Genomic DNA, 22,900 nt, shown 5'->3' with positions numbered 1-22,900 from the left:
CGCGCGGCGCACGGGAATTTCCCGGCCGTCCCGTGCACCAAGGGCCTGAGTTGCTGTCCCATGCACCAGGGGCTCGGGTTTGCTCTATCCCTGCGCCAGCGGCCTCAGTTGTACGAGTCCCAGCCAGGTCTCCGGACCGGACCGGACGTGTGCCGCGCGCACCGCGTAGCGGCCGGGGTCGAGCGCGATCCAGACGTGGTCGGTGCGCAGGGAATCGGTTCCCGGCCAGGCGGCGTCGAACAGCAGCACCGGTCCGGGCACGTTCCAGGCCACCTCCGGCCCCCACACGGCGGCGGCGAGCGCGGCCGGTACCTCGCCGAGCAGCTGCTCCTCGGACTCCGCGGCCGACCACCGTACGAAGAGGCCCCGGTCCGGCAGATACGTGGTGGAGGCGGGCTCGTCGCCCAACACCAGCGCGGCACTGTCGCCGACGGGCAGCAGGCCGAGGTATCCATCGACCTCGCAGGCCCGGTCGTAGTCCGAGGCGGTCTCGTCGCCGTCGGCGCCCGCCCAGAACGGCAGTACGGTCTCCGGGACCGCTATGAGGGGCCCGCCGCCCGACTCCACCCACTCCGCCACGCCCGGCTCCGCGTATCGCACCATGGCGCGGAATCTACCCGGTACATGACAGTGCGCGTCGCCCGTTCTCAGGAAGACCGGAATCCGTGATTCAGAAGGCCGGGATCCCCACTCAGTGGCGGACGGTCACCCGCGCCGCCGGGGCGCCGCAGCGCCCCGGTCCCGGCTCAGCAGCCGCAGTTCTCCGCGTCCACCGGCGCCGTCAGCGGGTCCGCGTCACGGCGCTCCTTGCCCTCCCAGGTCTCGAACTCGAAGCCCTCGCGCGCCCAGTACTCGAAGCCGCCTAGCATCTCCTTGACCTGGTAGCCGAGTTCGGCGAGGGCGAGGGCCGAGCGGGTGGCGCCGTTGCAGCCGGGGCCCCAGCAGTACGTCACGACCGGCACGGACTTGTCGAGGAGCTGCTCGGCCTGCTCGGGGATGAGGGCGGTCGGCAGGTGGACCGCGCCGGGGATGTGGCCCTGCTCCCAGGCCTCGGTGGAGCGGGAGTCCAGGACGACGAAACCGGGGTCGCCCCCGGCCGAGAGCGCGGCGGCGACGTCGGAGACGTCGGCGTGGAAGACGAGGCTCGCACGGAAGTAGGCGGCGGCCTCGGCCGGGGCCGCGGGGGCGACGCGCAGGACGGGGTTGACGGTGTTGGTGCTGACGCTGCTCATGCGATGGCCTTTCCCTGACACGGCTCGCGGGGCTTCTCGTCGGGCCTCGTCGCCCTCCCCGCCCCAGAAATCTACGTCGCCCGATCACACCGCTGAAGTGCCGATCCCCGGCGTTCCGCTTGATCCGCCGGTGATTCCCCTGGTATCTCTCCGGCATGACCGAGTTTTCCCCGGACGCCACCGACTGGCGCATTCTCGATGTCCTCCAGCGGGAGGGCCGGGCCAGCTTCGCCGAGCTCGCCCGTGCCGTCTCCATGTCCCCGAGCGCGGTCACGGAACGGGTGCGCCGGCTGGAGGAGGCGGGCGTGATCCAGGGGTACGCGGCGGTCGTCGACCCGGACCGGCTGGGGCTGCCGATCCTGGCGTTCGTGCGGCTGCGCTATCCGAACGGCAACTACAAGCCGTTCCACGACCTGCTGGAGGCGACGCCGGAGATCCTGGAGGCGCACCATGTCACGGGCGACGACTGCTTCGTCATCAAGGTCGCCGCGCAGTCGATGCGGCACCTGGAGGAGGTGTCGGGCAAGATCGGCGCCCTGGGGGCGGTGACGACGAGCGTCGTCTACTCCTCACCCCTGCCGCGCCGGCCGCTGGGCCGCTGAGCGCACCTTCAGGGCCGAACCGGATCTGCCCTTCACGACCTCCAACTGCGCGTGGATACGCCGCCGCAGGTCGGCGACATGGCTCACGATGCCGACGCTGCGGTCCCGTTCGCGCAGTGAGTCGAGCACGTCGAGGACCTCGTCGAGAGTCTGGTCGTCGAGGCTGCCGAAGCCCTCGTCGATGAAGAGTGTGTCGAGCCGCACCCCGCCCGCCTCGTCGGTGACGACGTCCGCGAGGCCGAGGGCGAGGGCCAGCGAGGCGAAGAACGTCTCACCGCCGGACAGCGTGGCGGTGTCCCGCTCCCGCCCGGTCCAGGCGTCGACGACATGCAGCCCGAGGCCACTGCGACCGCGTCCGGCCCGGTCGTCGGAGTGGACGAGGGTGTACCGCCCGGAGGACATCCGCAGCAGCCGCACGGTCGCGGCGGCGGCCACCTGCTCCAGCCGCGCGGCCAGCACATACGACTCCAGGCGCATCTTGCGTTCGTTGTCCGCCGAGGTGCCCGCGGTGAGCGAGGCGAGGCGGGCCACCCGGTCGTACTCCTCGCGCAGCGGGGCGAGGCGGCGCACGGAGACGGTCGCGCGCGCGGAGAGCCGGTCGAGGTCGGCGCAGCGCCGGGCGGCGGCGTCGCGCGCGGAGGCCGCGTCGCGCACCCGCTGGGCGGCGAGCGTCGCCGCGCGCTCGGCGGCGGCGAGGTCGGCGGGCGGCTGCTGGGCGGCGGCCGCGGTGTCGGGTTCGGCGAGGACCGCCCGTACGGCGGCCTCCTGCGACTGCCAGTCGTCGAGCCGCCGTTGGAGGTCGCGATGGGCCGCGTCGTCGAGGAGCGCCTCCGCCGCGGCCTGCGGGGTGTCGAAGCCGGCCCGGAAGGCGGCGTCGGCCAGCCGGGCGTCGGCGTCCTTGAGCCGCTGGGCGGTGTCCTCGGCGACGCGGGCCGCGTCGGCGGCGTCGGTGAGCAGCCTGACCTGGCGCTCCAGCTGGTCGGCCCGTGCGGCGACGCTGTCGAGGGTGCCGCGCGCCTGCGCCAACTCCTCCTCCAGCACGCCCCGTTCGCGGTCCAGGCGGTCCCGGTGCCCGACGCGGGACGCGGCCCGTACCGCGGCCTCCTGGCGCACTCCGGTGCGCCGCTCGTGCTCCTGCTCGGCCCGGCGCAGCTCCTCGTGCGCGGGATGCAGATCCGAGGCCTCGCGGCGGGCCTGCGCGTAGAGCCGCTCCAACTCCTCGGCGGCATCGGCGAGTTGCCCGGTAGAGGCATCACCGGCCTCCGCCGTGGCCGCGGCGAGTGCCTCGCGTACGACGCCCAGGCGCCGTTCCTGCTCGCTGTGCCGTTCCTCCGCGTGCTGGTAGGCGGCCAGCGCCCGCTCCTCCGCCTCCCGGTCGACGTGCCCGGCGTCCTTGCGGGCCGGGGCCGGGTGCTCGGTCGCCCCGCAGACCGCGCAGCGTTCGCCGTCCGTCAACTGGGCGGCGAGTTCGGCGGCGATGCCGTTCAGCCGCTGCTCCTTGACCTCCAGCCAGCGGGCCTTGAGCGTCAGCGCGTCCGCCTGGGCGAGCCGGACCTGTTCGGCGGCCGTGTCGGTGTCACCGGCCAGCTGGTCCCGCAGCCGCGCCGCGCCCAGCCGCCTCTGCGCGGGCTCGCGCTGCACCCCGAGCTGCTCGGCCCGGGTCGCGGCCTCCTGGGCGGAGTCGATGCGGGCCTGGAGCGCGGTGCGGGTCGCCTCCCATCCGGCGAGCCAGTCGTCCGCCTCGCGCAGGACGTCGTCGTCGGCACGCTCCTGCCGGTCGAGGACGGCCCGCTCCGCGACGAGTTCGGCCAGCCGCTGCTCGGCCCGCCGGGCCGACTCCAGCCCGCCCAGTTCCTCGGCGGCCCGGCGGGCGGCGGACGCGAGCCCGGCGGCTCCGGCGTCGGCGAAGGTGTCCGGCAGCAGCGCACGTGTGCGTGCCTGTGTCCCGGCCGCCCGGCCGTGCTCGGCGTCGGCGGCCTCCCTGAGCTCCAGCGCCGGTGCCACGGCCTCGGCCTTACGGGCGCGCTCCATGCGGGCCAGCGCCTGCCGGTAGCCGTCGGACCGCTCCTCCATCAGCGCGGCCCGCTGCCGCGCCTCGGCGAACCGCTGCTGAAGCCGGGCCACTTCGCGTACGTCGCCCAGCGTGCGCTCGGCAGCCGCCTGCGCGGACTCGGCGGACGTGAGGCGGCTGCGGGCGATGGTGAGCTGCTCGCGGGCGGTGCTGCGGGCGACGGCGGCGGCGCTCATGACGGCGTCGGCGAGACCCGGGTCCCCCGGTGCGGCGTCCGGCAGTGCCATCGCGTCGCCCGCCGCCTGCTGCATGCGGTGCGCGTCGGCCAGCAGCTCGGTGTCCCCGTCGCGGACCTGTGTCTCGGTGGCGCGGCGGCGTTCGGCGAGACGCTTCTCGACCTCGGCGAAGCGGTGGGTGTCGAAGAGGCGGCCCAGCAGCCGGCCGCGCGCCTCGGCGTCCGCGCGCAGGAAGCGGGCGAAGTCGCCCTGCGGCAACAGGACGACCTGGCAGAACTGCTCGCGGCTCATACCGAGGAGTTGAGTGATCTCCTCGCCGATCTCCTGGTGGGAGCGACTGAGGTCCTTCCAGGCGCCGGTCCGGGCGTCGTATTCGCGCAGCCAGCTCTGGGCCTTGTCGAGGGTGCTGCCCGAGCCGCGCTTCTTCGGGCGGGCCCAGGGCGGCTGGCGGGTGACCTCCAACCGGCGTCCGGCGACGGTCAGTTCGAGGCGCACCTCCGTGCGCGTGCCGGGGGCCGCGTGGTCGCTGCGCAGGGTGAGGCCCTGGCCGGTCTGGCGGGCGCCGGGGACGGAGCCGTACAGCGCGTAGCAGACGGCGTCGAGGACGGAGGTCTTGCCCGCGCCGGTCGGTCCGTGGAGCAGGAAGAGCCCGGCGACGGACAGCTCGTCGAAGTCGACGCTCTGGGAGCCGCCGAAGGGGCCGAAGGCGGTGATGTCCAGCCGGTGCAGCCTCACCGCGCACCCTCCCCTGTCTTCAACCGGCGCGGCCTCACCGCGCCGCCTCCCCCGTCTTCAACCGGTGCGTGCGACCTCACCGCGCCACCTCCCGCACGGCCTCGTCCGCTCGCACCGCGTCGAACGCCTCCCGCAACACGCCCTGCTCGTCCTCGTCGGGTCCCGCGCCCCGCACATGGGACACGAAGTCCTCGGCGATCTCCTGGTCACTGCGCCCCGCGAGCCGCCTGGCGTAGGACACCTCGGGGTCGTCCGGGGCGCGCTCGGGGTCGAAGACGAGGCTGAGGGTGTGCGGGAAACGCTCGGTGAGACGGGCCATGGGGTCGGCGGGGCGGACGGTGTCGGTGAGGGTCGCCTCGACCCACGCCTCCTGGTGCCGGGTGAGCTCCGGGTCGGCGAGCAGCTCCTCCAGCGTCCCCCGCACGCGGGCCAGCGCACGCGGCACGGGGCAGTCGACGCGCTCGGCGGTCACCGCGCCCTCGGCGTCGAGGTCGACGAGCCACATGCTCTTGCGGTGGTCGGCCTCGGAGAAGGAGTAGGGCAGCGGGGAGCCGGAGTAGCGGACGCGGTCGGTGATGGTCTGGCAGCCGTGCAGATGGCCCAGCGCCACGTAGTCGACGCCGTCGAAGACGCCGGACGGTACGGCGGCCACCCCGCCGACCGTGATGTCCCGTTCGCTGTCGCTGGCCTCGCCGCCGGTGACGAAGGCGTGCGCTAGGACGACGGAGCGGGTGCCGCGCGCGCGGGTGGCGAGGTCGGCGCGGACGCGGTCCATGGCGGCGGCCAGCACCGCCTCGTGCCCCGGCTTCTCCACCCCGAACTCGTCCTTCACCAGGGCGGGTTCGAGGTAGGGCAGGCCGTAGAAGGCCACGTCGCCGAACGCGTCCTCAAGGACCACCGGGGTCCCGCACGCCGACGGCTCGGTCCGCAGATGGATGCCCGCGCGGTCGATGAGCCCCGCGCCCACACCCAGTCGGCGGGCCGAGTCGTGGTTCCCGGAGATCATCACCGTCGGCACACCGAGGTCGGCGAGCCGGTGCAGGGCGTCGTCGAACAACTCGACCGCGGCCAGCGGCGGCACCGCCCGGTCGTACACGTCTCCCGACACGACCACGGCGTCCACGCCGCGCTCACGCACGGTCGCGACCAGGTGCCCGATGAACTCGGCCTGCGCCCCGAGCATGATGACCCGGTGGAACGCCCGGCCGAGATGCCAGTCGGAAGTGTGCAGCAATTTCATGAAATCGCTCTGACCTGCACGTTTGCCCCCACTGCACCTCAAAAACCAGCACGAACCAGCACGGGGCTCGCCGTCAACGCTCGCCACGCTAACGCATGTGGCTCCCTCATCCACCACTCACCTCAGATCACCATGGGGATTGATTGACAATTCCCCTGGTGCCCCGGCCCGTCAGCAGTTCCAGGCCGCCCGGTAGAACTGGCCCTTGAGCTCACCGGTGCTCTTGAGGGAGACGGGGGTGTCGATGTGCACGCCCGTGGCGCCCTTGCCGGGGTAGTACCAGTAGGAGTGGCCGTCCTTGCGCTTGCCGTAGTGGACCTCCAGCCAGCCCTGGGGGTGGTGGATGTAGGGGGCGATCCAGCGGGCCTCCCACTCGGCGGGATCCGCCCCGCACGCGTACCCGCGGACGACGGCGAGTGACGGCAAGCGCTCTCTCGCCGCGGCCTGGGACAGCGTTGCCGCGGAGAAGCCGGCGGTCTGTGCCATCGCCCGGTACGAAGAGCTGCCGGCGGCCCTGCGCAGCTCGCGCAGTTGATGTGCGAGGCGCTGCACGGGACCGGCGTCGGGATCCACGGGTCTTTCGGGCCGGCCCACGGCGCGCTCCCCTCGGTACCACTGGCGGCTTTCGTACGGCTTTCGTACGCGACCAACGTGACGACAACCTAACGTCCGGACAAATGGCGCGGTATCGGTTCCCCGCAATTGTTCGCTGCGACAAAAGCGACGTGGTGACAACAGCGACGTGCCGATCAACCGAAGAGAACAGCGCATGCCCCGGACAGACCTGATGACACGCCCCGAACCGGAGGCGCAGCAGCCCGCGCCGGCAGCACGGCGCCGCACCCGCAGGATCACCGTCGGATCGATCGTCGCCGCCGTCGTGCTGTCGGTCTTCGCCACGCCGATCGGGCCGCTGGGCTTGGTGCAGAGCGCGGACGCGGCGAGCCGTCCCAGATGGAAGATCGGGGACAGGAACAGCTACCTCAACTTCATCGGCGCCATCCGCTGGGCCGTGAACAGCGGCCACGAGGAAGCCGTGCCGGGCACCGGCTACCGCGTCATGCACACGGACCCGAGCGCCACGCGCACGTACATCGACGTCGATGTCGAGATCCAGCACAACCAGCGCTTCGTCACGCTGCGGCTGCGGGCCTCGGACCTGTACCTGATCGGCTGGTGGGGCGGCGACCGCGGTCACGAGACGTACTACTACGTGGACCCCGACCAGCAGGCGGCCAGGACCACGCGCTACTGACGATGACCCAGGCCGTGCCGGAGGCGGTCCGGTTCCGCCCCGTCGCCAACTACTTCGGCCTCCTGAACGCCGACCACATGGGGGCCACCGCTCTGTCTCGACACTACGTGGACATGCAGCAGGAGCGGGTCCAGAAGAGCCTGCTCACCGCGGCCATGTACGCCCTGTACTACCTACACGTCGCCAAGGGGACCCGTCGGGGCCGGGCGCTGCCTACGCCGCTCCCCACGCCGTCTCCCGCCGCCCGCACCGCCGGTGTTCACCTCGCCGATCTCGGGCCCTTCACCTGGGAGCCCGTACCGACTCCCGGATCACCAACTGCGTGCTGAGCACCACGTGGTCGTCATCGCCGATGGTCTCCTCCCGGTCGAGAGCCAGGCGTACGGCGGTCCGCCCCAGTTCCTCGTAGGGGACACGGATCGTGGTGAGGGACGGGGTCAGGTCCGTCGCGAAGGGGACGTCGTCGAAGCCGACGAGCGACACATCGCGCGGGAGGCGCAGGCCCGCCTCGCGCAGGGCGGCCAGCGCGCCGACGGCGATCGCGTCGGTGCAGGCGAAGACGGCCGTGAAGTCCAGTCCGTCGGCCAACGCGTCGCGCACTCGGCGGTAGCCCGAAGTGCGGGTGTAACCGCCGGGGATGTCGAGCTCGGTCTCATAGGGGACCGCGTGGGCGCGCAGAGCGTCCAGATGACCGGCTCGACGCTGTTCGGCGCTGCTGAACCCGGGCTCGCCGCCGAGGAAGAGGATGCGCCGGTGGCCGACGCCGAGCAGGTGCGAGGTCGCCTGGAACGCGCCGCCCCGGTTGTCGTACTCGACCACGGTCGCGGGAACGTCGGCGGCCAGCGGAGGACGCCCGACCAGCACCAGCCGCGATCCGGCGGCATCGAGGGCCTTTGCGTACTCGGCCATACGGCGCTGGTAGGCGTCATCGGCCACCACGCCGCCGACGATGACCACCGCGGCCGCATGCTGCTCCCGCATGAGCTGGACCAGGTCGTCCTCCCGTGTGGCGTCGCCGTGTGTCGAGCAGACCAGGCTCAGTCGACCGCGGCTGTTGGCCTCCTGTTCCACGCCGGCGGCGACATGGGCGAGGGAAGGGCCGGTGATGTCCTGGATGACGAGAGCGACGGGACCGGCCACGCGCCCGGAGAGGGCCTTCGCGTGGACGTTCACCACGTAGTGCAATGACTCCACGGCCGCCATGACACGGGCCCGCGTTTCCGTTGACACGGGGTAGTTGCCGGCCAGAGTGCGGGAAACGGTTGCTACGGAAACGCCTGCCTTGGCGGCGACGTCGCGGATCGTGCTCGGACCGTCCGATCCGGGCCGCTTACTCCTGGTCCTAGTACGCCCGGGGCCCTTGCGGGCGCTCTTTCCGTTGTCCGTCACGACGCCGACGTTACTGCATCCGGGATCGATCTCGGTCGGGCGGCAACAAGCCGCTCGGCGCTACATGGCAAACGATTCCTGTAGGCAGGATCCCGCAGCTCACCGCCCGCTGCCAGCCATGGCGCCGCCTCCTTGGCCAGTGGTACCGACGCTCCCGGCCGACGACCCGCCGACCCTCGCTTCGCCGGATGAGGACGGCCCTGTCCCGGTATCGGGTCAGGCACTGTTGGCCAGATCGGCCTGGCGCACGCGGTGCGCGAGTGGTGCTCCCGCGGTGAGCAGCGCCAGCTCGTCCACGACGGTGCGGCCGAGTCGCTCCAGCTCGTTGCCGAGCGAGCCGGCGATGTGCGGGGTGAGGAAGACGTTGGGCAGCTTGTACAGGGGCGAGTCCGCGGGCAGCGGCTCGGGTTCGGTCACGTCCAGCACGGCGGTGATCCTCCCGGCGACCAGTTCGTCGGTGAGCGCGTGGGGATCGACGAGTGCACCCCGGGAGGTGTTCACGAACACCGAGCCGTCCGGCATCAGCGACAGCCGCCGGCGGTCGAGCATCCGATAGGTCTGAGGGGTGTCGGGCGCATGCAGAGTGACGATGTCGCTGGTGCTCAGCAACTCGTCCAGCGGCACGAGCGCGGCGCCCAGCGCGGTGGCCTCGGCGGCGTCGACGTACGGGTCGTACAACGACACCGAGAAGTCGAAGGGTCGCAGCAGTTCGAGCAGGCGTCGTCCCACCCGCGAGGCCCCGATGATCCCGACGCGCTTGCCGAGGTTGCCGACCTTCGCGTAGTCGCCGGGCGGCGGGAACACGTGCTCGGTACGGAACCGCTCCCGCAGTCCGAAGACGTCCTTGCCGGCCAGCAGGATCGCGGCGAGCGTGTACTCGGCCACCGGAAGCGCGTTGGCGTGCACCGCGCTGGACACCGCGATGCCCCGGTCCCAGACGGCGGGTGCCACCAGGCTGCGCACACTGCCCGCCGCGTGCAGCACGGCCCGCAGCCGGGGCGCCGCGGACAGGACGTGCTCGTCGACACGAGGGCAGCCCCAGCCGGTGATCAACACCTCGGCCTCGGCCAGGGCCCCGGCGACCGCCGGGTCGGCGAAGTCCCGTACGACCAGCGCGGGTTCGAGCCGGGTCAGCGAGGTCAACCGTGCCATCAGCCAGGGCGGGAAGAGTTCGGGAAGGTGCACCGGGTCCATGGCGAACACGGCGTGCGGCGGCTGCGACGGCTGTGGCGAGGGCATGGGGCTCCGCATCTGCAAGGAGGCGAGGAAGAGAGGGAACGGTGTAGTAACCGTATTCCACGCTAGAGCGCTTGGAGCCCGCCGGTCAACGCCCTCCCGGAGTGCGGAACGGTGCGGAACCCCGGCAGCGCGGGATCCCGAATTCGAGCGGGCAGGCAACGTGCCAGCTCAGTGGCGTACTGCGGGTAACCGATGCGTAAGCCTGCCGAAACATTTGACCACCCGCCTCTTGTGGGTCGGCCCATTGTGGTTCTACGGTCCATGGGAAACGGTTTCTACACCGCCTCTTTTCTCCCCTGCCCCGCCTTCAGCCGCCCGCGCCCTCCCCCCGCCGCAGGCGCTGTCCGCCTTCCCCGGAGGACCGATGAGCACCACCCGTACGAGAGCCTTCGCCGGCGCGGCCGCCGCCCTCTCGCTGTCCCTCGTCCTGAGCGCCTGTGGTGGCGGTGATGACACCGACTCGGCGGCGAAGACCACCAAGGGCGATGTGCAGCTGGAGTTCTGGAGCTGGACGGAGGGCATCCAGCAGCAGGTCGCGGTGTGGAACAAGGCGCACCCCGAGACCCAGGTGAAGTACGTCAACGCGGCCGGCGACACCGTCTACCAGAAGCTGCGCGCCGCGGTGACCTCCGGCAACGCGCCCTGCCTGTCGAAGATGGACGGGATGAACCTCGCGAACTTCGCCGCCGACGGCCTGCTCACCGACATCACCAAGGTCGCCGCTGCGTACAAGTCCCGCTACACGACCCCCGCCTGGAACGCGGTCAGCCCCGGCGGTGCCACCTATGGCATCCCCACCGGCTCCTCCCCGCTGTTCACCGCCTACCGGGCGGACCTGTTCCAGAAGTACGGCATCAAGGCCCCCACCACCTGGGACGACCTGATCGCGGCGGGCAAGGCGGTGCGGAAGAAGAACAAGAACGTCAAGATCTACAACATGGCGGGCGAGGACCCGAGCACACTCGTCGACCTCTCCTGGCAGGCGAACGCACAGTGGTACAAGATCGCCGGTGACCACTGGGAGATCGGCTTCACCTCGCCCGAGGCGCTCAAGGCCGGTGACGTCGTCCAGCAGTTGGTCGACAACAACCTGGCCTCCAACGCCTCCTACGCCGACCCGGGCGTCTTCAAGACCTGGGACCTCGGCAAGACGATCGCGATGACCACGTCCACCTGGCAGCTGCCGATCTACGACACCAACTTCCCCAAGTCCAAGGGCAAGTGGCAGCTCGCCGACGCGCCCGTCTTCGACCCGGCCAAGCCGCAGACGTCCAGCAACTTCGACGTCACGGCCGTCCTCAAGGGCTGCAAGTACCCCGACCGGGCCGCCCAGTTCGCCACCTGGCTCTCCAGCAGCAAGGAGTCGCTGACCGCGCTCACCGACCCCGAGTCCAAGTCCGGGCTCTTCCCGGCGGTCAAGGACGTCTCCCCGTACGTCGACAAGATCATCCCGACCGACATGTTCAACGGGAAGTCGGACAGCGCCCAGATCATCACCACCGCGGCCTCCCGGGTCGGCGGACAGTGGCAGTACGGGCCCGACTACGCCGCCATGTACTCCGAGATGCAGAAGCAGTGGGGCAAGGTCATGAAGAAGGAGCTCAGCGTGAAGGACATGCTGACGCACCTTCAGGACTGGGTGCTCGCGGACCTGAAGAACAAGGGCGTCAAGGCCGTCGCGGCCGGCTGAACCACCTGATCTGGAGACTGCCTTGTCCACCCTCATACGACCGGCGAAGGTCGCCACCGACTCCCCGGTCCGGCGGACCTCCCCCCGCCGGACCGGGAGGCGGGGAGCCTACAAGGGCCTGCTGTTCATGCTGCCCTTCCTGATCGGCTTCCTCCTCACCTACGTCGTGCCGATCGGCTACGCCCTCAACCAGAGCCTGCACGAGAAGAAGAGCAGCGGCATCGGCTTCGGCCCGACGAGGACCGTCTTCGCGGGCTTCGCCAACTTCGCGGCGATCCTCTCCGACGGCACCTTCTGGGCCGGCATGCTGCGCACCCTCCTCTTCGGGGCCGCGCAGATCACGGTGATGCTGGGCATCTCCCTCCTGCTGGCCCTCCTGCTCGACGGCGTCGCCGCTCGCGCGGTGCGCTTCTTCCGCTCCGGACTGCTCATCCCGTACGTCGTCCCGGGCGTCGTCTCGACCCTGATCTGGCTGTTCCTCTACAGCCCGACGGCCAGCCCGATCGTCGACATCGCCGACACGGCAGGCACGACGGTCACCTTCTTCGGCGGCCTGAACACCTACCTGTCGCTGGGCAACCTGCTGACCTGGCAGGGCATCGGCTTCAACATGATCCTGATCTCCGCCTCACTTCAGGCACTGCCGCGCGAGCTGTACGAGGCGGCCCGGCTCGACGGGGCGAAGGAGTGGCGGATCGCCTGGTCGATCAAGGTGCCGAACATCACCGGCATCCTGGTGCTGACCGGCATGTTCTCCCTCATCGGCCGGCTCCAGCTGTTCACCGAGCCGCTGTTCCTGCGGTACGTGGCGCCGGAGTCCATCAGTACCGACTTCACGCCGATGCTGGAGATCTTCGACCGCGCGTTCAAGACCGGCAACTACCAGTACGCCGCCGCCGAGTCGCTCGTCCTGGCGGTCGTCACCGGCATTCTCGCCTTCGTCTTCTACCGCGTCACGAACAGGAAGGTGTCATGAGCAGCGCCACGAACGCCGCGCCCGCCTCCGGCGGAGGAGTGCGACCGACCCGCCGAGCGGTGGCGCTGACCACCGGCCTGCTGATCGTCTTCCTGCTCTACTCGCTCGCCCCCACCTGGTTCCTCCTGGTCGCCTCGACGAAGAACCAGACGGACCTGTACTCCACCTTCGGCCTTTGGTTCTCCTCCAACCACCTGGCCGACAACTTCCAGGCGATCTGGGACTACCACGACGGGGTCTTCGGCCGCTGGATCCTCAACTCGGTCCTGTACTCCACCGTCGGTGCCGCCGGTTCGACGCTCTTCTCGCTCGCCGCCGGGTACGGCCTGGCGAAGTTCGACTTCCGCGGCCGGGGTGCCCTGTTCGGCGTCATCGTCGGCGCCTCCCTGCTGCCGAGCACCCTGCTCGCGTTCCCGCTCTACCTCGTCTTCGCCGACATCCACCTCACCAACACCGTGTGGGCGGTGCTGATCCCGTACTTCATCAACCCCTTCGGCGTCTACCTCGGCAAGGTCTACGCCGACACCTCGGTGCCCACCGAGCTGATGGAGGCCGCCCGCATCGACGGCGCGAGCGAGACGCGGATCTTCTTCTCGGTCGCGCTCAGGCTGATGCGCACCGGCGGCATCACCATCTTCATGCTCGACTTCGTCAACATCTGGAACAACTTCTTCCTTCCCCTGTTCATGCTCAACGGCGAGCGCAGCTTCCCCGTCACCCTGGGCCTCTTCTCCTGGGTGCAACAGGCGCAAACCTCCCGCGACATGAACACACTCGTCCTCACCGGGTCGCTGCTGTCGATCATTCCGCTGGCGGTCTTCATGTTCGCGCTCCAGAAGTACTGGCGCAGCGGAATCCTCATGGGCAGCCTCAAGTAACAAGGGAACCACCGTGCCCAACACACCCAGAAGACGTGACGTCCTCAAGTACGCCGGAGCGACCGGCGTCGCCGCGGCGGCGATCGGACTGCCGATGGCCCCGACCGCTGTCGCGGCCGAACCGGACGCGTCCCGCGCGCGTGGCCGTGCTCCGCTCGATGTCGTCGTCTTCGGCGACGCGGACTCCGAGACCGCGCACGAGCTGACCGCCACCCTCTCCGACACGGTCACCGGCGGCCTGGGCCAGAGCGCCCGTGTCCTCAACCCGACCAGCCCCGCGACGTTCTGGGGCGGCACCCTGAAGTTCGACGTCGCCGTATGCCCGACCGGCACCACGTATGTCACCGTGCGACTGTGGGGCGACGACTACGACAACACCTCCGAGGAAGCCGCCTCCGGCACCAACATGTGGCGGCTCCAGCTGTTCTGCGAGGGCAAGCAGGTCGGCTACGAGGACCAAGGTGCCGTCGACAGCCTCGACATCCTCGACACCGCCCCGCGTAGGCCGGGCCGCTTCTTCTTCCACACGCTGCCGCTGCCGGAGAAGATGACCGCCGGCAAGGACAAGGTGACGCTGGAGATCCGGTCGATGGGCCGCATCTGGTCCTACGGGCAGGACGCGAGCCAGTTGTACCGGACCATGACCACGCCGTCGCGCGGCATCTACCGCCTCTACACCCACACCGAGCCGTACTTCGTGCCACCCAAGGGCGAGGTCCAGGGCACCGCGCCCACGGCGACCGCCCGCACGGGTGGCGAGGAGGTCCTGGACGACATCAAGGCGCGGGTCCTCAAGGACCAGAACAACCTCCTCACCACCGCGACCCCGGCCGCCATGGACGGCTGGGCCATGCAGTCGCTGGCCGAGGGCTACCTGTGGTCCGGCAGCCCCGCCTACGGCAAGCCGGAGGCGGTCGACCGGGTGCTCCAGGCGATCGACGGCCGGTACATGGCATGGAAGGCCGACGCCACCGTCCTCACGGGCTCCGACCAGCAGTGGCAGGGCTTCGGCCGGGTCGGCCTGGTGCTGGCCCTGCTGTGGGAGCACCTCGGCGACCGCCTCGACACGCAGGTGACCGGCTCGCCGTACGCCATCGCCAACCCCGGCTTCGAGTCCGGCGGTGCCACGCCCGCCTCCTGGTCGATGCCCGGCTGGGCCACAGCCGGCGGCGGCACCTGGGCCCGCGACACCACCGTCTCCCGTTCCGGCTCCGCCTCCCTCAAGCTGCAAGTCACCACGGCCAACGGCTACAGCTACGTCAACTCCGCCACCAGGACCCGTATAGCCCAGGGCACGTACAAATACGGCGCCTGGATCAAGACCGACGGTGTCACGGGCGCCGGCGCGCACATCGACCCGCTGTTCTACGACGCGAGCAACAAGCTGGTGGGCAGCGACCACAAGGTCTACGCGAGCAAGGGCACGCACGACTGGGAGTACGTCGAGTTCGTCTTCGCCACCCCGGCCGGCGCCACGCAGGTCGAGATGCATCTGCGCCTGTCCGGCCCCGGCACCGCCTGGTTCGACGACGTCACCCTCGTCACCCCCGCCGACACGACCACCCCCGTGCCGCCGGTGCGCAAGGACGCGTACGTCGACATGCTCAGGTCCAGCCGCGACTACTGGCGACAGCACTTCCCGCACTACAGCAACCAGGCCCAGATCTGCGCCATCGGCCTCTACCAGACCAACCGCGGTCTGAAGCTCCTCGCCCCTGACCTGGCCCTGTCCGAGGACAAGGCGCGCGACTACCTGTACCAGTCGATCGGCATGGTCCCCTACTTTGGCCCCGAGGACGCCGACGGCAACCCCACCAAGCCGCTCGGAGACAGCTACTACCAGGTCACCAAGGCGGGCCTGACCCGCGAACTCGGCTACGTGGGCAGCTACGGCGAGGTCATCGACTGGCTGGTCATGATGTACGAGTCGGTCACCCGCGGATACCAGGGCCAGCAGGCGCCCGAACTGCGCGACCACATGGTCATGATGACCAAGGCACGCGGGAAGTTCCGGGTGGTCGACGTGGACAAGGACCACCACCGGGTCTCCCGCATCGAGTCGGTCATCGGCTGGCGCAACGAGGTCTACCCCGGCGAGACCGCCTACGCCTCCCGCACCGCCTGGGACTCCAACCCGGTCATGTCGGCCGCCGTGTTCAAGGACCCCGAGATCGTCGGCTGGACCCAGGAGATGATCGCCGACGGCCAGCTCTACCCGCAGCTCAGCCTCCAGGCCCACCACACCTGGACCCGGGTGGGCCTGAACGCCCTGCGGTTCCTCTCCCGCGACTGGGACGACTTCCAGTCCCTCGCGGCCCGGCCCGGCCGGATCCCGACCGGCGCGGACCAGCCCGACTTCGTCCTCACCGACGAGGAGAACGGCTGTGCAGCCGTCAAGAACGGCGACGAACTCCTCTTCGCCTCCCTCTACTTCCGCTCCCGCCAGGGCGTCAACAACTACGCCCGCATCCACCACGTCACCCCCGTCGACCAGCGCTCCGCCACCATCCGCGAGCGCAGCGCGGGCACCACCGACGCCACCTTCACCGCCCGCGACTGGGTCCTGTGGGACTACGCCATCAACGACCCCGGCGCCTCCCACATCCCACCCGGCGGATTCCCCCCGCCCGGCGACACCCTCCACCAGGCCCTCGAAGGCGACGTCTACCACCTCGCCCCCGTCCCCGACGACATCCCCGACCCCGCCCTCGGCGTCCACTTCGACGGCGTCGAGACCATGCTCGTCGGCCGCGCGCCCTTCTATCTCTGCGAGTACGGCGACTACCTCATCGCCATGAACACCACCACCGACAAGACCTTCACCCTCCCCGCCCGCCCCGACTTCGGCCCCGCGCGGGACCTGGCCACGGGCAAGAACGTCGGAGCCGGGCACCGGCCGAAGCTCGGCCCGCTCAGCACCCTGGTGCTGTACCGGGGCTGACGCTCCATGACCGGGCCGGTGCGGTACGGGGGACCGCACCGGCCCACCCCCTCCCGCCCACTCAACACCGAGTGAAAGTGGACCCTCCCTTGAACGAGCCGCAACCCGTCCCTCCCAACCGCCGCCGCTTCCTCAAACTGACCGCCGTCGGCGCCGGCGCGGCCGGAATCGCGGGCACCGGAGCCCTGGCCGGCGCTGGTCAGGCCGCCGCCGTCACCTCCGGCCTGACCGCGCTGACCCACCCCGGCGTCCTGCACAGCCGCACCGACCTCGACCGCATCCGCAGCAAGGTCGCGGCCGGCACGTCACCCTGGACCGACGGCTACGACGTCTTCGCCGCCGACTTCTTCTCCCGATCCACGTACACCGTCGCCGGCGGCCGGGCCACCGTCACCAGGGGCACCAGCCCCGAGGACGGCAACGCGGAACTCTGGTACGACTGCAACGCCGCCTACCAGAACGCCCTCATGTGGTACATCACCCGCGACACCGCCCACGCCACCAAGGCCCTGGACATCATCAAGTCCTGGACGAACGCCCTGCGGGAGATCAACGGCAAGGACGCCGAACTCGCCGCCGGCATCTACGGCGCCAAACTGGCCGCGGCCGTCGAGATCATGCACTACACCGGTCCGGCGGGAAGCTGGTCGCCCACCGAACTCGCCGACACGGTCGCGATGTTCGAGAACATCTTCGTGCCGCTCATCAACATCTACGGCGACGGCGGCTACGGACTCATGGGCCTCAAGGGCATGTTCCAGATCGCGGTCGCGTGCAACAACCTCACCCTGTTCAACGACGCGTACAACGCCTTCCAGACCCACAGCTGCTGCGGGCTGACCAAGCTGATCCAGCCCGGCACCGGCCAGTGCTGCGAGTCCGGCCGCGACCAGGCGCACACCCAGCTGATCCTGGGCTCGCTCGCCGAGATCTGCCAGACCGCCTGGATCCAGGGCCTCGACCTGTACGGAGCGTCCGACTCCCTGCTGCTGTCCGGCTTCGAGTACACGGCGAAGTACAACCTCGGCAACACCGTCCCGTACGACGCCGGCTTCGGCCGCTGCAACTGGCACTGGTCCGCCGTCTCCACCACCGGGCGCGGCACGTTCCGGCCCATCTACGAGATGGCGTACAACCACTACGTGAAGCGGGCGGGAAGATCCGCGCCGTACACCACCCAGGTCGCGGCCGGGCTTCGGCCGGAGGGCGCCCCGTTCCAGTGCGACCATCCAGGCTTCGGAACCCTCCTGTTCTCACTCTGAGTTCTGATCGGACACCACGTGATCCACAACCCCGTCCTGCGCGGCTTCGAACCCGACCCGGTGATCCTGCGCGTCGGCGACGACCACTACATCGCCACCTCGACCTTCGAGTGGTACCCGGGCGTACGCATCCACCACTCCCGGGACCTGGTGAACTGGCGGGCGCTGGGCGGGGTGTTGGACAGCCGACGGCTGCTCGACCTGACCGGCGTGCCGGACTCGGGAGGCATCTGGGCGCCCGGACTGTCGTACGCGGACGGCCTGTTCCACCTCGTCTTCACCGTCGTCGACACCTACGCCGAGGGCTGGAAGGACCTCCCCAACTACGTGACGACCGCGCCCTCGATCGAGGGCCCGTGGTCCGACCCGGTGCCGCTGCACGGCCGGGGCTTCGACGTCTCCCTCTTCCACGACGACGATGACGGCGACGACGACGACGGCGACGGCCGCAGCTGGCTGCTGAACATGCGGTTCGACTGGCGGCCGGAGCGCGAGTCCTTCGCGGGGATCGAGATCCAGGAGTACGACCGCGAGAGGCAGCTCCTGGTCGGCGAACCCCGGATGATCTCCGTCGGGACGGCGGCCGGAGTCGCCGAGGGCCCGCACCTGTACAAGAAGGACGGCTGGTACTACCTCGTCCACGCCGAGGGCGGCACCGGCTACGAGCATGGCGCGGCGGTGGCCCGCAGCCGCGACCTGTTCGGCCCGTACGAGCCCGACCCGGACGGCCCGCTGATGACCGCCCGGCACGACCCGTCCCTGGAACTACAGAAGGCCGGCCACTGTTCGTTCGTCCGGACGGCGACGGGGCAGTGGTACGCCGCCCACATCGCCGCCCGCCCCGACACAGAACGAGGCCGGTGCGTGCTCGGCCGGGAGACCGCGCTGCAACCGGTCACCTGGACCGACGACGGATGGCCGCGCATCGCGGGCGGCGTGCCGGCGGTGACCGTGCCGGCTCCGGCGCTGCCCGCCGCACCGGTACCGGCCGAGCCCGTCACCGACCGCTTCGAGCGGCTCGGCCCGCACTGGTCCACCCTGCGCCGTCCGGCCACCCCCGACTGGATCCGGCCCCTGCCCGGACGGCTGCGGATCCATGGTGGCCAGTCCCCGGCAGGCCGCCGTACCCCCAGCCTGGTCGCCCGCCGAGTCACCACATCCCGCTGCTCCTTCGAGACCCGGCTGACGTTCACACCCCGCACCCCGGACCACCTGGCCGGGCTGACCGGCTACTACAACACCCGCAACTGGCACTACCTGTACGTGACCGCGGACGACGGCGGCGCCCCGCTGCTGACCGCCCTGAGCTGCGCGGCGGGACAGCTCACCGCGCACCCCGTCGCCGTACCGCTCGAAGCGGAACGGCCCGTGGTCCTGCGCGCCGAACTCGACGGCCCGGTGCTGCGTTTCTCGTACGGCATCGAGGGCGCCGGTCTTCGCACCCTCCCCCTGGACCTCGACGCCACGGTCCTCTCGGACGAGCACGCGGACGAATTCCACGAAGGACAGCTCAGAGTCCTCGGCTTCACCGGCGCGATGCTCGGTCTGTGGGTGCAGGACCTCGACGGCGCCGGCGTGTACGGGGACTTCGCGTACGCCGCCCACCAGGAGAAGAACACGTGATCGACGTTGGCCACATCCGCCTGTTCTGCACGAGCCTGGGGTCCGACGCCGACGCCCCTGCCCTGCTGCTGGTGCACGGCTGGGGCGGCGACGGGAGAGAGTGGTCGGCGCACGCCGACGCCCTGGCCGACCGCTTCCGGGTGATCGTCCCCGACCTGCGCGGCCATGGGCGCTCCGAGGTGCCGGACCAGGGCAACACGCCGCTGGAGATGGCGTACGACCTGGCCGCCCTGGTAGAGGTCCTGGGCTGCGGCCCGGTGGTGGCCGTCGGCCACTCCATGGGCGGCCAGGTGGTCAACCTGCTCGCCGTCCGGCGTCCGGAGCTGGTCCGGTCGGTCGTCGCCCTCGACCCGGCCCACGGAGCGCACGGCACCGAAGTGGACGGCATCCCGGGACGCTTGGCGGAGTACCGGGAGCAGGGGACACGGGCGGCGGCCGACTTCGTGGCAGGCGCGTTCTCCCCGCAGGCCCCAGCCGGGCTGCGCACCGCGCACATCCGCACCATGCTCGGCACCCCGAACCACGTCATCGCCCAGGCATACGCCGGCATGTACACCGACCGCGACGCCGTGGGCATCCGCCCGCACAGCGAGGCGTACCTGCGCCGACGCACCCAGCCCGCCCTGACGGTATGGACCTCGGCCGAAGCCGCCGACTGGGAGAGAAGCACCCTGCACGTGCCCGGCTCGCGTGTGGACCACTGGCCCGGCGTCGGGCACTACTTGCACGAGGAACACCCCGAACGGACCGTGCGGCTCATCCAGGAACGGGCAGCCGCCGACGGCACGCGGTGACCGCACGGCATCGGCTGAGATGGCGCCCGGTGGCGGTGCCCCAGAACCAGCACTGGACGATCAACACCACCTGGAACCCGGTCTACGCACGCGGGTGGTTACCTGCATTTCAGGCATCTCCGTAGGCCTCTCCGCCCAGTTCGAACCCAGCCGTCCCGGCGGTCGCGTCCGCGAGCCACGCCTCGAAGGCGGGGACGTCCGCGTCCGGGAGGCCGATCTCGATGGTGACCGCCTCGGCGTAGCGGACGTCGCGGACCTCGCGGCCGGTGGCGCGGAGGTCGTTCTGGACCTTGCCCGCGCGGTGGTGGTCGACCGTGACGGTGGCCAGGCGGAAGCGGCGGCGGGTGATCGTGCCGAGGGCGTCGAGGGCCTCGCCGACCGCGCCTCCGTAGGCGCGGATGAGACCGCCGGCGCCGAGTTTGACGCCGCCGTAGTACCGGGTGACGACGGCGACGACGTAGCGCATGTCACGGCGCAGCAGCATCTGGAGCATGGGGACGCCGGCGGTGCCGCCCGGTTCGCCGTCGTCGCTCGCCTTCTGGATCGCACCGTCGGCGCCGATGACGTAGGCGAAGCAGTTGTGGGTGGCGTCGGCGTGCTCCTTGCGGACGGCCGCGACGAATGCCTGGGCCTCCTGCTCGGTGGCCGCGGGGGCGAGGGCGCACAGGAAGCGGGAGCGGTTGACCTCGGTCTCGTGCACGCCCGCGTGGGCGACTGTGCGGTACTCGTCCTGCATCGGGCCAGCCTATGCGCATCGGCTCGGGTCGCCCGCACGGGTGATGTGTCTCACCGGGGCCGGGAACACGTACCGCCCGCTCAGTGCGCCTTCTTCCCCCGTGGCACCGTCACCGCCGTCAGCAGCGCCGTCCCCGGGGCCAGGTCCTCCCAAGCCGCCCCGCGCCAGGCCAGGACCGCGATCGCCGCTGTCGGGAACTTCACCCGGACCCTGTCGAGGGTGTCGTCGAGGCCGTCGCCCGCGAGTCGGAGGACGAGGTCCTCAAGGCCGGGGTTGTGGCCGATCAGCACCAGCGTCTCGACCTCGGCGGACACCTCGTGCACGACCTCCAGGAGTTCGGGCACGTCGGCCCCGTAGAGCCGGGCGTCATGGCGGACCGGGGGCGGGGTGCCCCACTGGGCGGCGGCCAGCTCCCAGGTCTGACGGGCGCGTACGGCGGTGGAGCACAGGGCGAGATCGGGCAGGACGTCGGCCTCGGCGAGCGCGCGGCCCGCGGCCGGGGCGTCCCGGCGGCCCCGCGGGGCGAGCGGACGCCGATGGTCCGGCACGCCCTCGGGCCAGGCCGACTTCGCGTGCCGCAGCACGACCAGACGGCGCAGCGGACCCGCCCCGGCGCGCGCGATCATGCGGGCGCTCCCAGGTCGCGGGTGAGTTCGAGGCCGAGGAGCCGGTCCGCGTAGGCGTACGTCTCGAAGCGGGCACCCGCCGGGAGGTCGGAGCTCTCGACCTCCCTCAGAACCCGTAGGACGCCGGGTACGTCGAGGTCGTCCTCCCATGCCGCGCGCAGTTCTCCGCGCACCTCGTCGGGGACCGGCCGGGACGGCTCGCGCGCCCATGCGGCGACGGCGCGGCGCCACCGTACGAGGGTGTCGTGGGCGTCCTGGAGGGCGGTCGCGTCGAGCCGTGCGGTCCGGTCCCGGCGCCTCGACAGCAGGGCGAACCGCAGTACGTCGGGCTCGGCGCCCTCCGCCGACAGCCCGACGGCCCCGACCGCACCCCCCGCTCCCTCCGCCGGCCCGTCGACGGCGGCTACGGCGGCGACGGCGACCCGGATCCCTTCCGGGTCGGGTGCGGTGCTGTCCTCCGCCACCACATGGACGGCCTGTGCCCCGCCGAGCCCCCTGCCCACCTCCCGGCCGTCCTCGAAGGGCCGGACGCCGAGCGCCGCGGCGGCCGCCCGTACCTCGGGCCGCTGCTCCGCGCTGTCGAGCAGCGCCCACACCGGCGTGCCGCCGAGTTCGAGGGCGCGTACGAGGGTGTCGGCGACGAGCAGCACCCGCAGGGCGGTGCCGTCGAGGCCTGGCACATGCACCTCGACACGGGTCAGGCCACGGCGGGCGGGGGCGGCCTCGATGGGGTCGCCGGTTCGGGCGTCGATGATGCGCAGCACGTGGTGAGCGTAGGCGGGACGGAGGCCGTCCGCAGGCAGGTGGCGCAGATTCCGGTCAGGGTGGCGGGGCGCGGCGAGGTGCGTGGGCCGGTGGGGCAGGGGTGCGCGCGGGACGTCGTACCGGGGGAATCAGCGGGAGCGGTGCGCTGTTGTGCGGAGCGCCCCAGCAACGGAGACCCTCCAGGAGACCCACGGTGTACGGAGACGAAGCGACGGTCCGCAAGATACTCACCGAGAGCGGCGACACCTGGGCCGTGGTCGGCCTGTCCTCGAACCGGCGGCGCGCGGCGTACGGCGTGGCCGAGGTGCTCCAGCGCTACGGGAAGCGGATCGTGCCCGTGCATCCGAAGGCGGAGACCGTGCACGGCGAACAGGGCTACGCCTCACTCGCCGACATCCCCTTCGACGTGGACGTGGTCGACGTCTTCGTCAACAGCGACCTCGCGGGCCCGGTCGTCGACGAGGCGATCGCCAAGGGCGCCAAGGCGGTCTGGTTCCAGCTCGACGTGATCGACGAGGCGGCGTACGACCGTGCGCGTGCGGCGGGCCTCGACATCGTGATGGACCGCTGCCCGGCGATCGAGATCCCCCGTCTGCGGGCCTGACGCACGTGGTGCACGGCCGATGGGCCGCCGCCGTACGGCGAACTCCTTGTGGAACGCCCACAGTTC

The 22,900-nt window shown here is 71.1% G+C and carries 20 protein-coding genes and 1 pseudogene; 11 read left to right on the top strand and 10 right to left on the bottom strand.

Features of this window, described 5'->3' with window-relative positions:
* Positions 1-84: 84 nt before the first annotated feature.
* Together OG866_RS37345 and OG866_RS37340 are read right to left on the bottom strand one after the other, a co-directional pair.
* A complete protein-coding gene (locus tag OG866_RS37345) occupies positions 85-603 on the bottom strand; it encodes an immunity 21 family protein (RefSeq protein WP_329341693.1) in 519 nt (172 codons plus the stop codon).
* 143 nt (positions 604-746) lie between these two features.
* Positions 747-1,232, bottom strand: coding sequence for a rhodanese-like domain-containing protein (locus tag OG866_RS37340; protein ID WP_329341692.1), 486 nt, complete (start codon positions 1,230-1,232; stop codon positions 747-749).
* 155 nt (positions 1,233-1,387) lie between these two features.
* Here OG866_RS37340 and OG866_RS37335 point away from each other — a divergent pair, with 155 nt between their 5' ends.
* Complete coding sequence (locus OG866_RS37335) at positions 1,388-1,834, top strand: Lrp/AsnC family transcriptional regulator (protein ID WP_329341690.1); 447 nt, start codon at positions 1,388-1,390, stop codon at positions 1,832-1,834.
* Here OG866_RS37335 and OG866_RS37330 read toward each other — a convergent pair.
* From OG866_RS37330 to OG866_RS37320, 3 genes and pseudogenes are all read right to left on the bottom strand, one after another.
* Positions 1,802-4,816 (bottom strand): SMC family ATPase, encoded by a 3,015-nt coding sequence (locus OG866_RS37330; RefSeq protein ID WP_329341688.1) that lies wholly within the window; start codon positions 4,814-4,816, stop codon positions 1,802-1,804. The two genes, OG866_RS37335 and OG866_RS37330, sit on opposite strands and share 33 nt — an antisense overlap.
* A 76-nt stretch (positions 4,817-4,892) precedes the next feature.
* Positions 4,893-6,056 (bottom strand): exonuclease SbcCD subunit D, encoded by a 1,164-nt coding sequence (locus OG866_RS37325; RefSeq protein ID WP_329341686.1) that lies wholly within the window; start codon positions 6,054-6,056, stop codon positions 4,893-4,895.
* Positions 6,057-6,413: 357 nt separating this feature from the next.
* A pseudogene (locus OG866_RS37320) lies at positions 6,414-6,650 on the bottom strand (helix-turn-helix domain-containing protein); the annotation flags it as partial.
* A gap of 175 nt (positions 6,651-6,825) precedes the next feature.
* Here OG866_RS37320 and OG866_RS37315 point away from each other — a divergent pair.
* Positions 6,826-7,311: a ribosome-inactivating family protein gene (locus tag OG866_RS37315; protein WP_329341685.1), complete on the top strand. Its 486-nt coding sequence runs from the start codon at positions 6,826-6,828 to the stop codon at positions 7,309-7,311.
* A gap of 2 nt (positions 7,312-7,313) precedes the next feature.
* Positions 7,314-7,640 (top strand): hypothetical protein, encoded by a 327-nt coding sequence (locus OG866_RS37310; protein ID WP_329341684.1) that lies wholly within the window; start codon positions 7,314-7,316, stop codon positions 7,638-7,640.
* On the opposite strand, the gene OG866_RS37305 is transcribed toward OG866_RS37310, so the two are convergent.
* Together OG866_RS37305 and OG866_RS37300 are read right to left on the bottom strand one after the other, a co-directional pair.
* Positions 7,594-8,700, bottom strand: a complete 1,107-nt coding sequence (locus OG866_RS37305) for a LacI family DNA-binding transcriptional regulator (protein ID WP_443063602.1) — start codon at positions 8,698-8,700, stop codon at positions 7,594-7,596. The two genes, OG866_RS37310 and OG866_RS37305, sit on opposite strands and share 47 nt — an antisense overlap.
* 216 nt (positions 8,701-8,916) lie before the next feature.
* Complete coding sequence (locus OG866_RS37300) at positions 8,917-9,939, bottom strand: hydroxyacid dehydrogenase (protein ID WP_329341683.1); 1,023 nt, start codon at positions 9,937-9,939, stop codon at positions 8,917-8,919.
* Between the two features lie 364 nt (positions 9,940-10,303).
* Here OG866_RS37300 and OG866_RS37295 point away from each other — a divergent pair, with 364 nt between their 5' ends.
* From OG866_RS37295 to OG866_RS37265, 7 genes are all read left to right on the top strand, one after another.
* The gene (locus OG866_RS37295; protein ID WP_329341681.1) at positions 10,304-11,629 is read left to right on the top strand and encodes an ABC transporter substrate-binding protein; all 1,326 of its coding nucleotides are present in this window, start codon (positions 10,304-10,306) and stop codon (positions 11,627-11,629) included.
* A 22-nt stretch (positions 11,630-11,651) separates the two neighbouring features.
* Entirely contained in the window at positions 11,652-12,605 is a 954-nt protein-coding gene (locus OG866_RS37290; protein WP_329341679.1) for a carbohydrate ABC transporter permease, read from the top strand.
* On the top strand, positions 12,602-13,483 hold the full coding sequence (locus tag OG866_RS37285; protein WP_329341677.1) for a carbohydrate ABC transporter permease: 882 nt from the start codon (positions 12,602-12,604) through the stop codon (positions 13,481-13,483). Before OG866_RS37290 ends, OG866_RS37285 begins: the two co-directional genes overlap by 4 nt.
* 13 nt (positions 13,484-13,496) lie before the next feature.
* The gene (locus OG866_RS37280; protein WP_329341676.1) at positions 13,497-16,424 is read left to right on the top strand and encodes a twin-arginine translocation signal domain-containing protein; all 2,928 of its coding nucleotides are present in this window, start codon (positions 13,497-13,499) and stop codon (positions 16,422-16,424) included.
* A gap of 89 nt (positions 16,425-16,513) precedes the next feature.
* Entirely contained in the window at positions 16,514-17,686 is a 1,173-nt protein-coding gene (locus OG866_RS37275) for a hypothetical protein (protein WP_329341675.1), read from the top strand.
* Between the two features lie 18 nt (positions 17,687-17,704).
* Complete coding sequence (locus OG866_RS37270) at positions 17,705-19,309, top strand: glycoside hydrolase family 43 protein (protein WP_329341673.1); 1,605 nt, start codon at positions 17,705-17,707, stop codon at positions 19,307-19,309.
* Complete coding sequence (locus OG866_RS37265; RefSeq protein WP_329341671.1) at positions 19,306-20,103, top strand: alpha/beta fold hydrolase; 798 nt, start codon at positions 19,306-19,308, stop codon at positions 20,101-20,103. Before OG866_RS37270 ends, OG866_RS37265 begins: the two co-directional genes overlap by 4 nt.
* A gap of 109 nt (positions 20,104-20,212) precedes the next feature.
* On the opposite strand, the gene OG866_RS37260 is transcribed toward OG866_RS37265, so the two are convergent.
* The 3 genes from OG866_RS37260 to OG866_RS37250 all read right to left on the bottom strand — a co-directional run bounded on the left by OG866_RS37260 (position 20,213) and on the right by OG866_RS37250 (position 22,229).
* Positions 20,213-20,839 (bottom strand): YigZ family protein, encoded by a 627-nt coding sequence (locus OG866_RS37260; RefSeq protein ID WP_329341670.1) that lies wholly within the window; start codon positions 20,837-20,839, stop codon positions 20,213-20,215.
* An 80-nt stretch (positions 20,840-20,919) separates the two neighbouring features.
* Positions 20,920-21,465, bottom strand: a complete 546-nt coding sequence (locus OG866_RS37255; RefSeq protein WP_329341669.1) for a SixA phosphatase family protein — start codon at positions 21,463-21,465, stop codon at positions 20,920-20,922.
* Positions 21,462-22,229 carry a hypothetical protein gene (locus OG866_RS37250; protein ID WP_329341667.1) on the bottom strand — a complete coding sequence of 256 codons (768 nt, stop codon included), beginning with the start codon at positions 22,227-22,229 and terminating at the stop codon, positions 21,462-21,464. The genes OG866_RS37255 and OG866_RS37250 overlap by 4 nt, the downstream gene beginning before the upstream one ends.
* Before the next feature lie 194 nt (positions 22,230-22,423).
* Here OG866_RS37250 and OG866_RS37245 point away from each other — a divergent pair, with 194 nt between their 5' ends.
* Complete coding sequence (locus OG866_RS37245) at positions 22,424-22,834, top strand: CoA-binding protein (RefSeq protein WP_329341665.1); 411 nt, start codon at positions 22,424-22,426, stop codon at positions 22,832-22,834.
* Positions 22,835-22,900 lie beyond the last annotated feature (66 nt).

It is taken from the genome of Streptomyces sp. NBC_00663 (assembly GCF_036226885.1).
In the GTDB taxonomy this organism is placed as follows: Bacteria; Actinomycetota; Actinomycetes; order Streptomycetales; family Streptomycetaceae; genus Streptomyces.
Note: the sequence above shows the minus strand (reverse complement) of the source record. Positions and strands in the feature narration are given on the sequence as shown.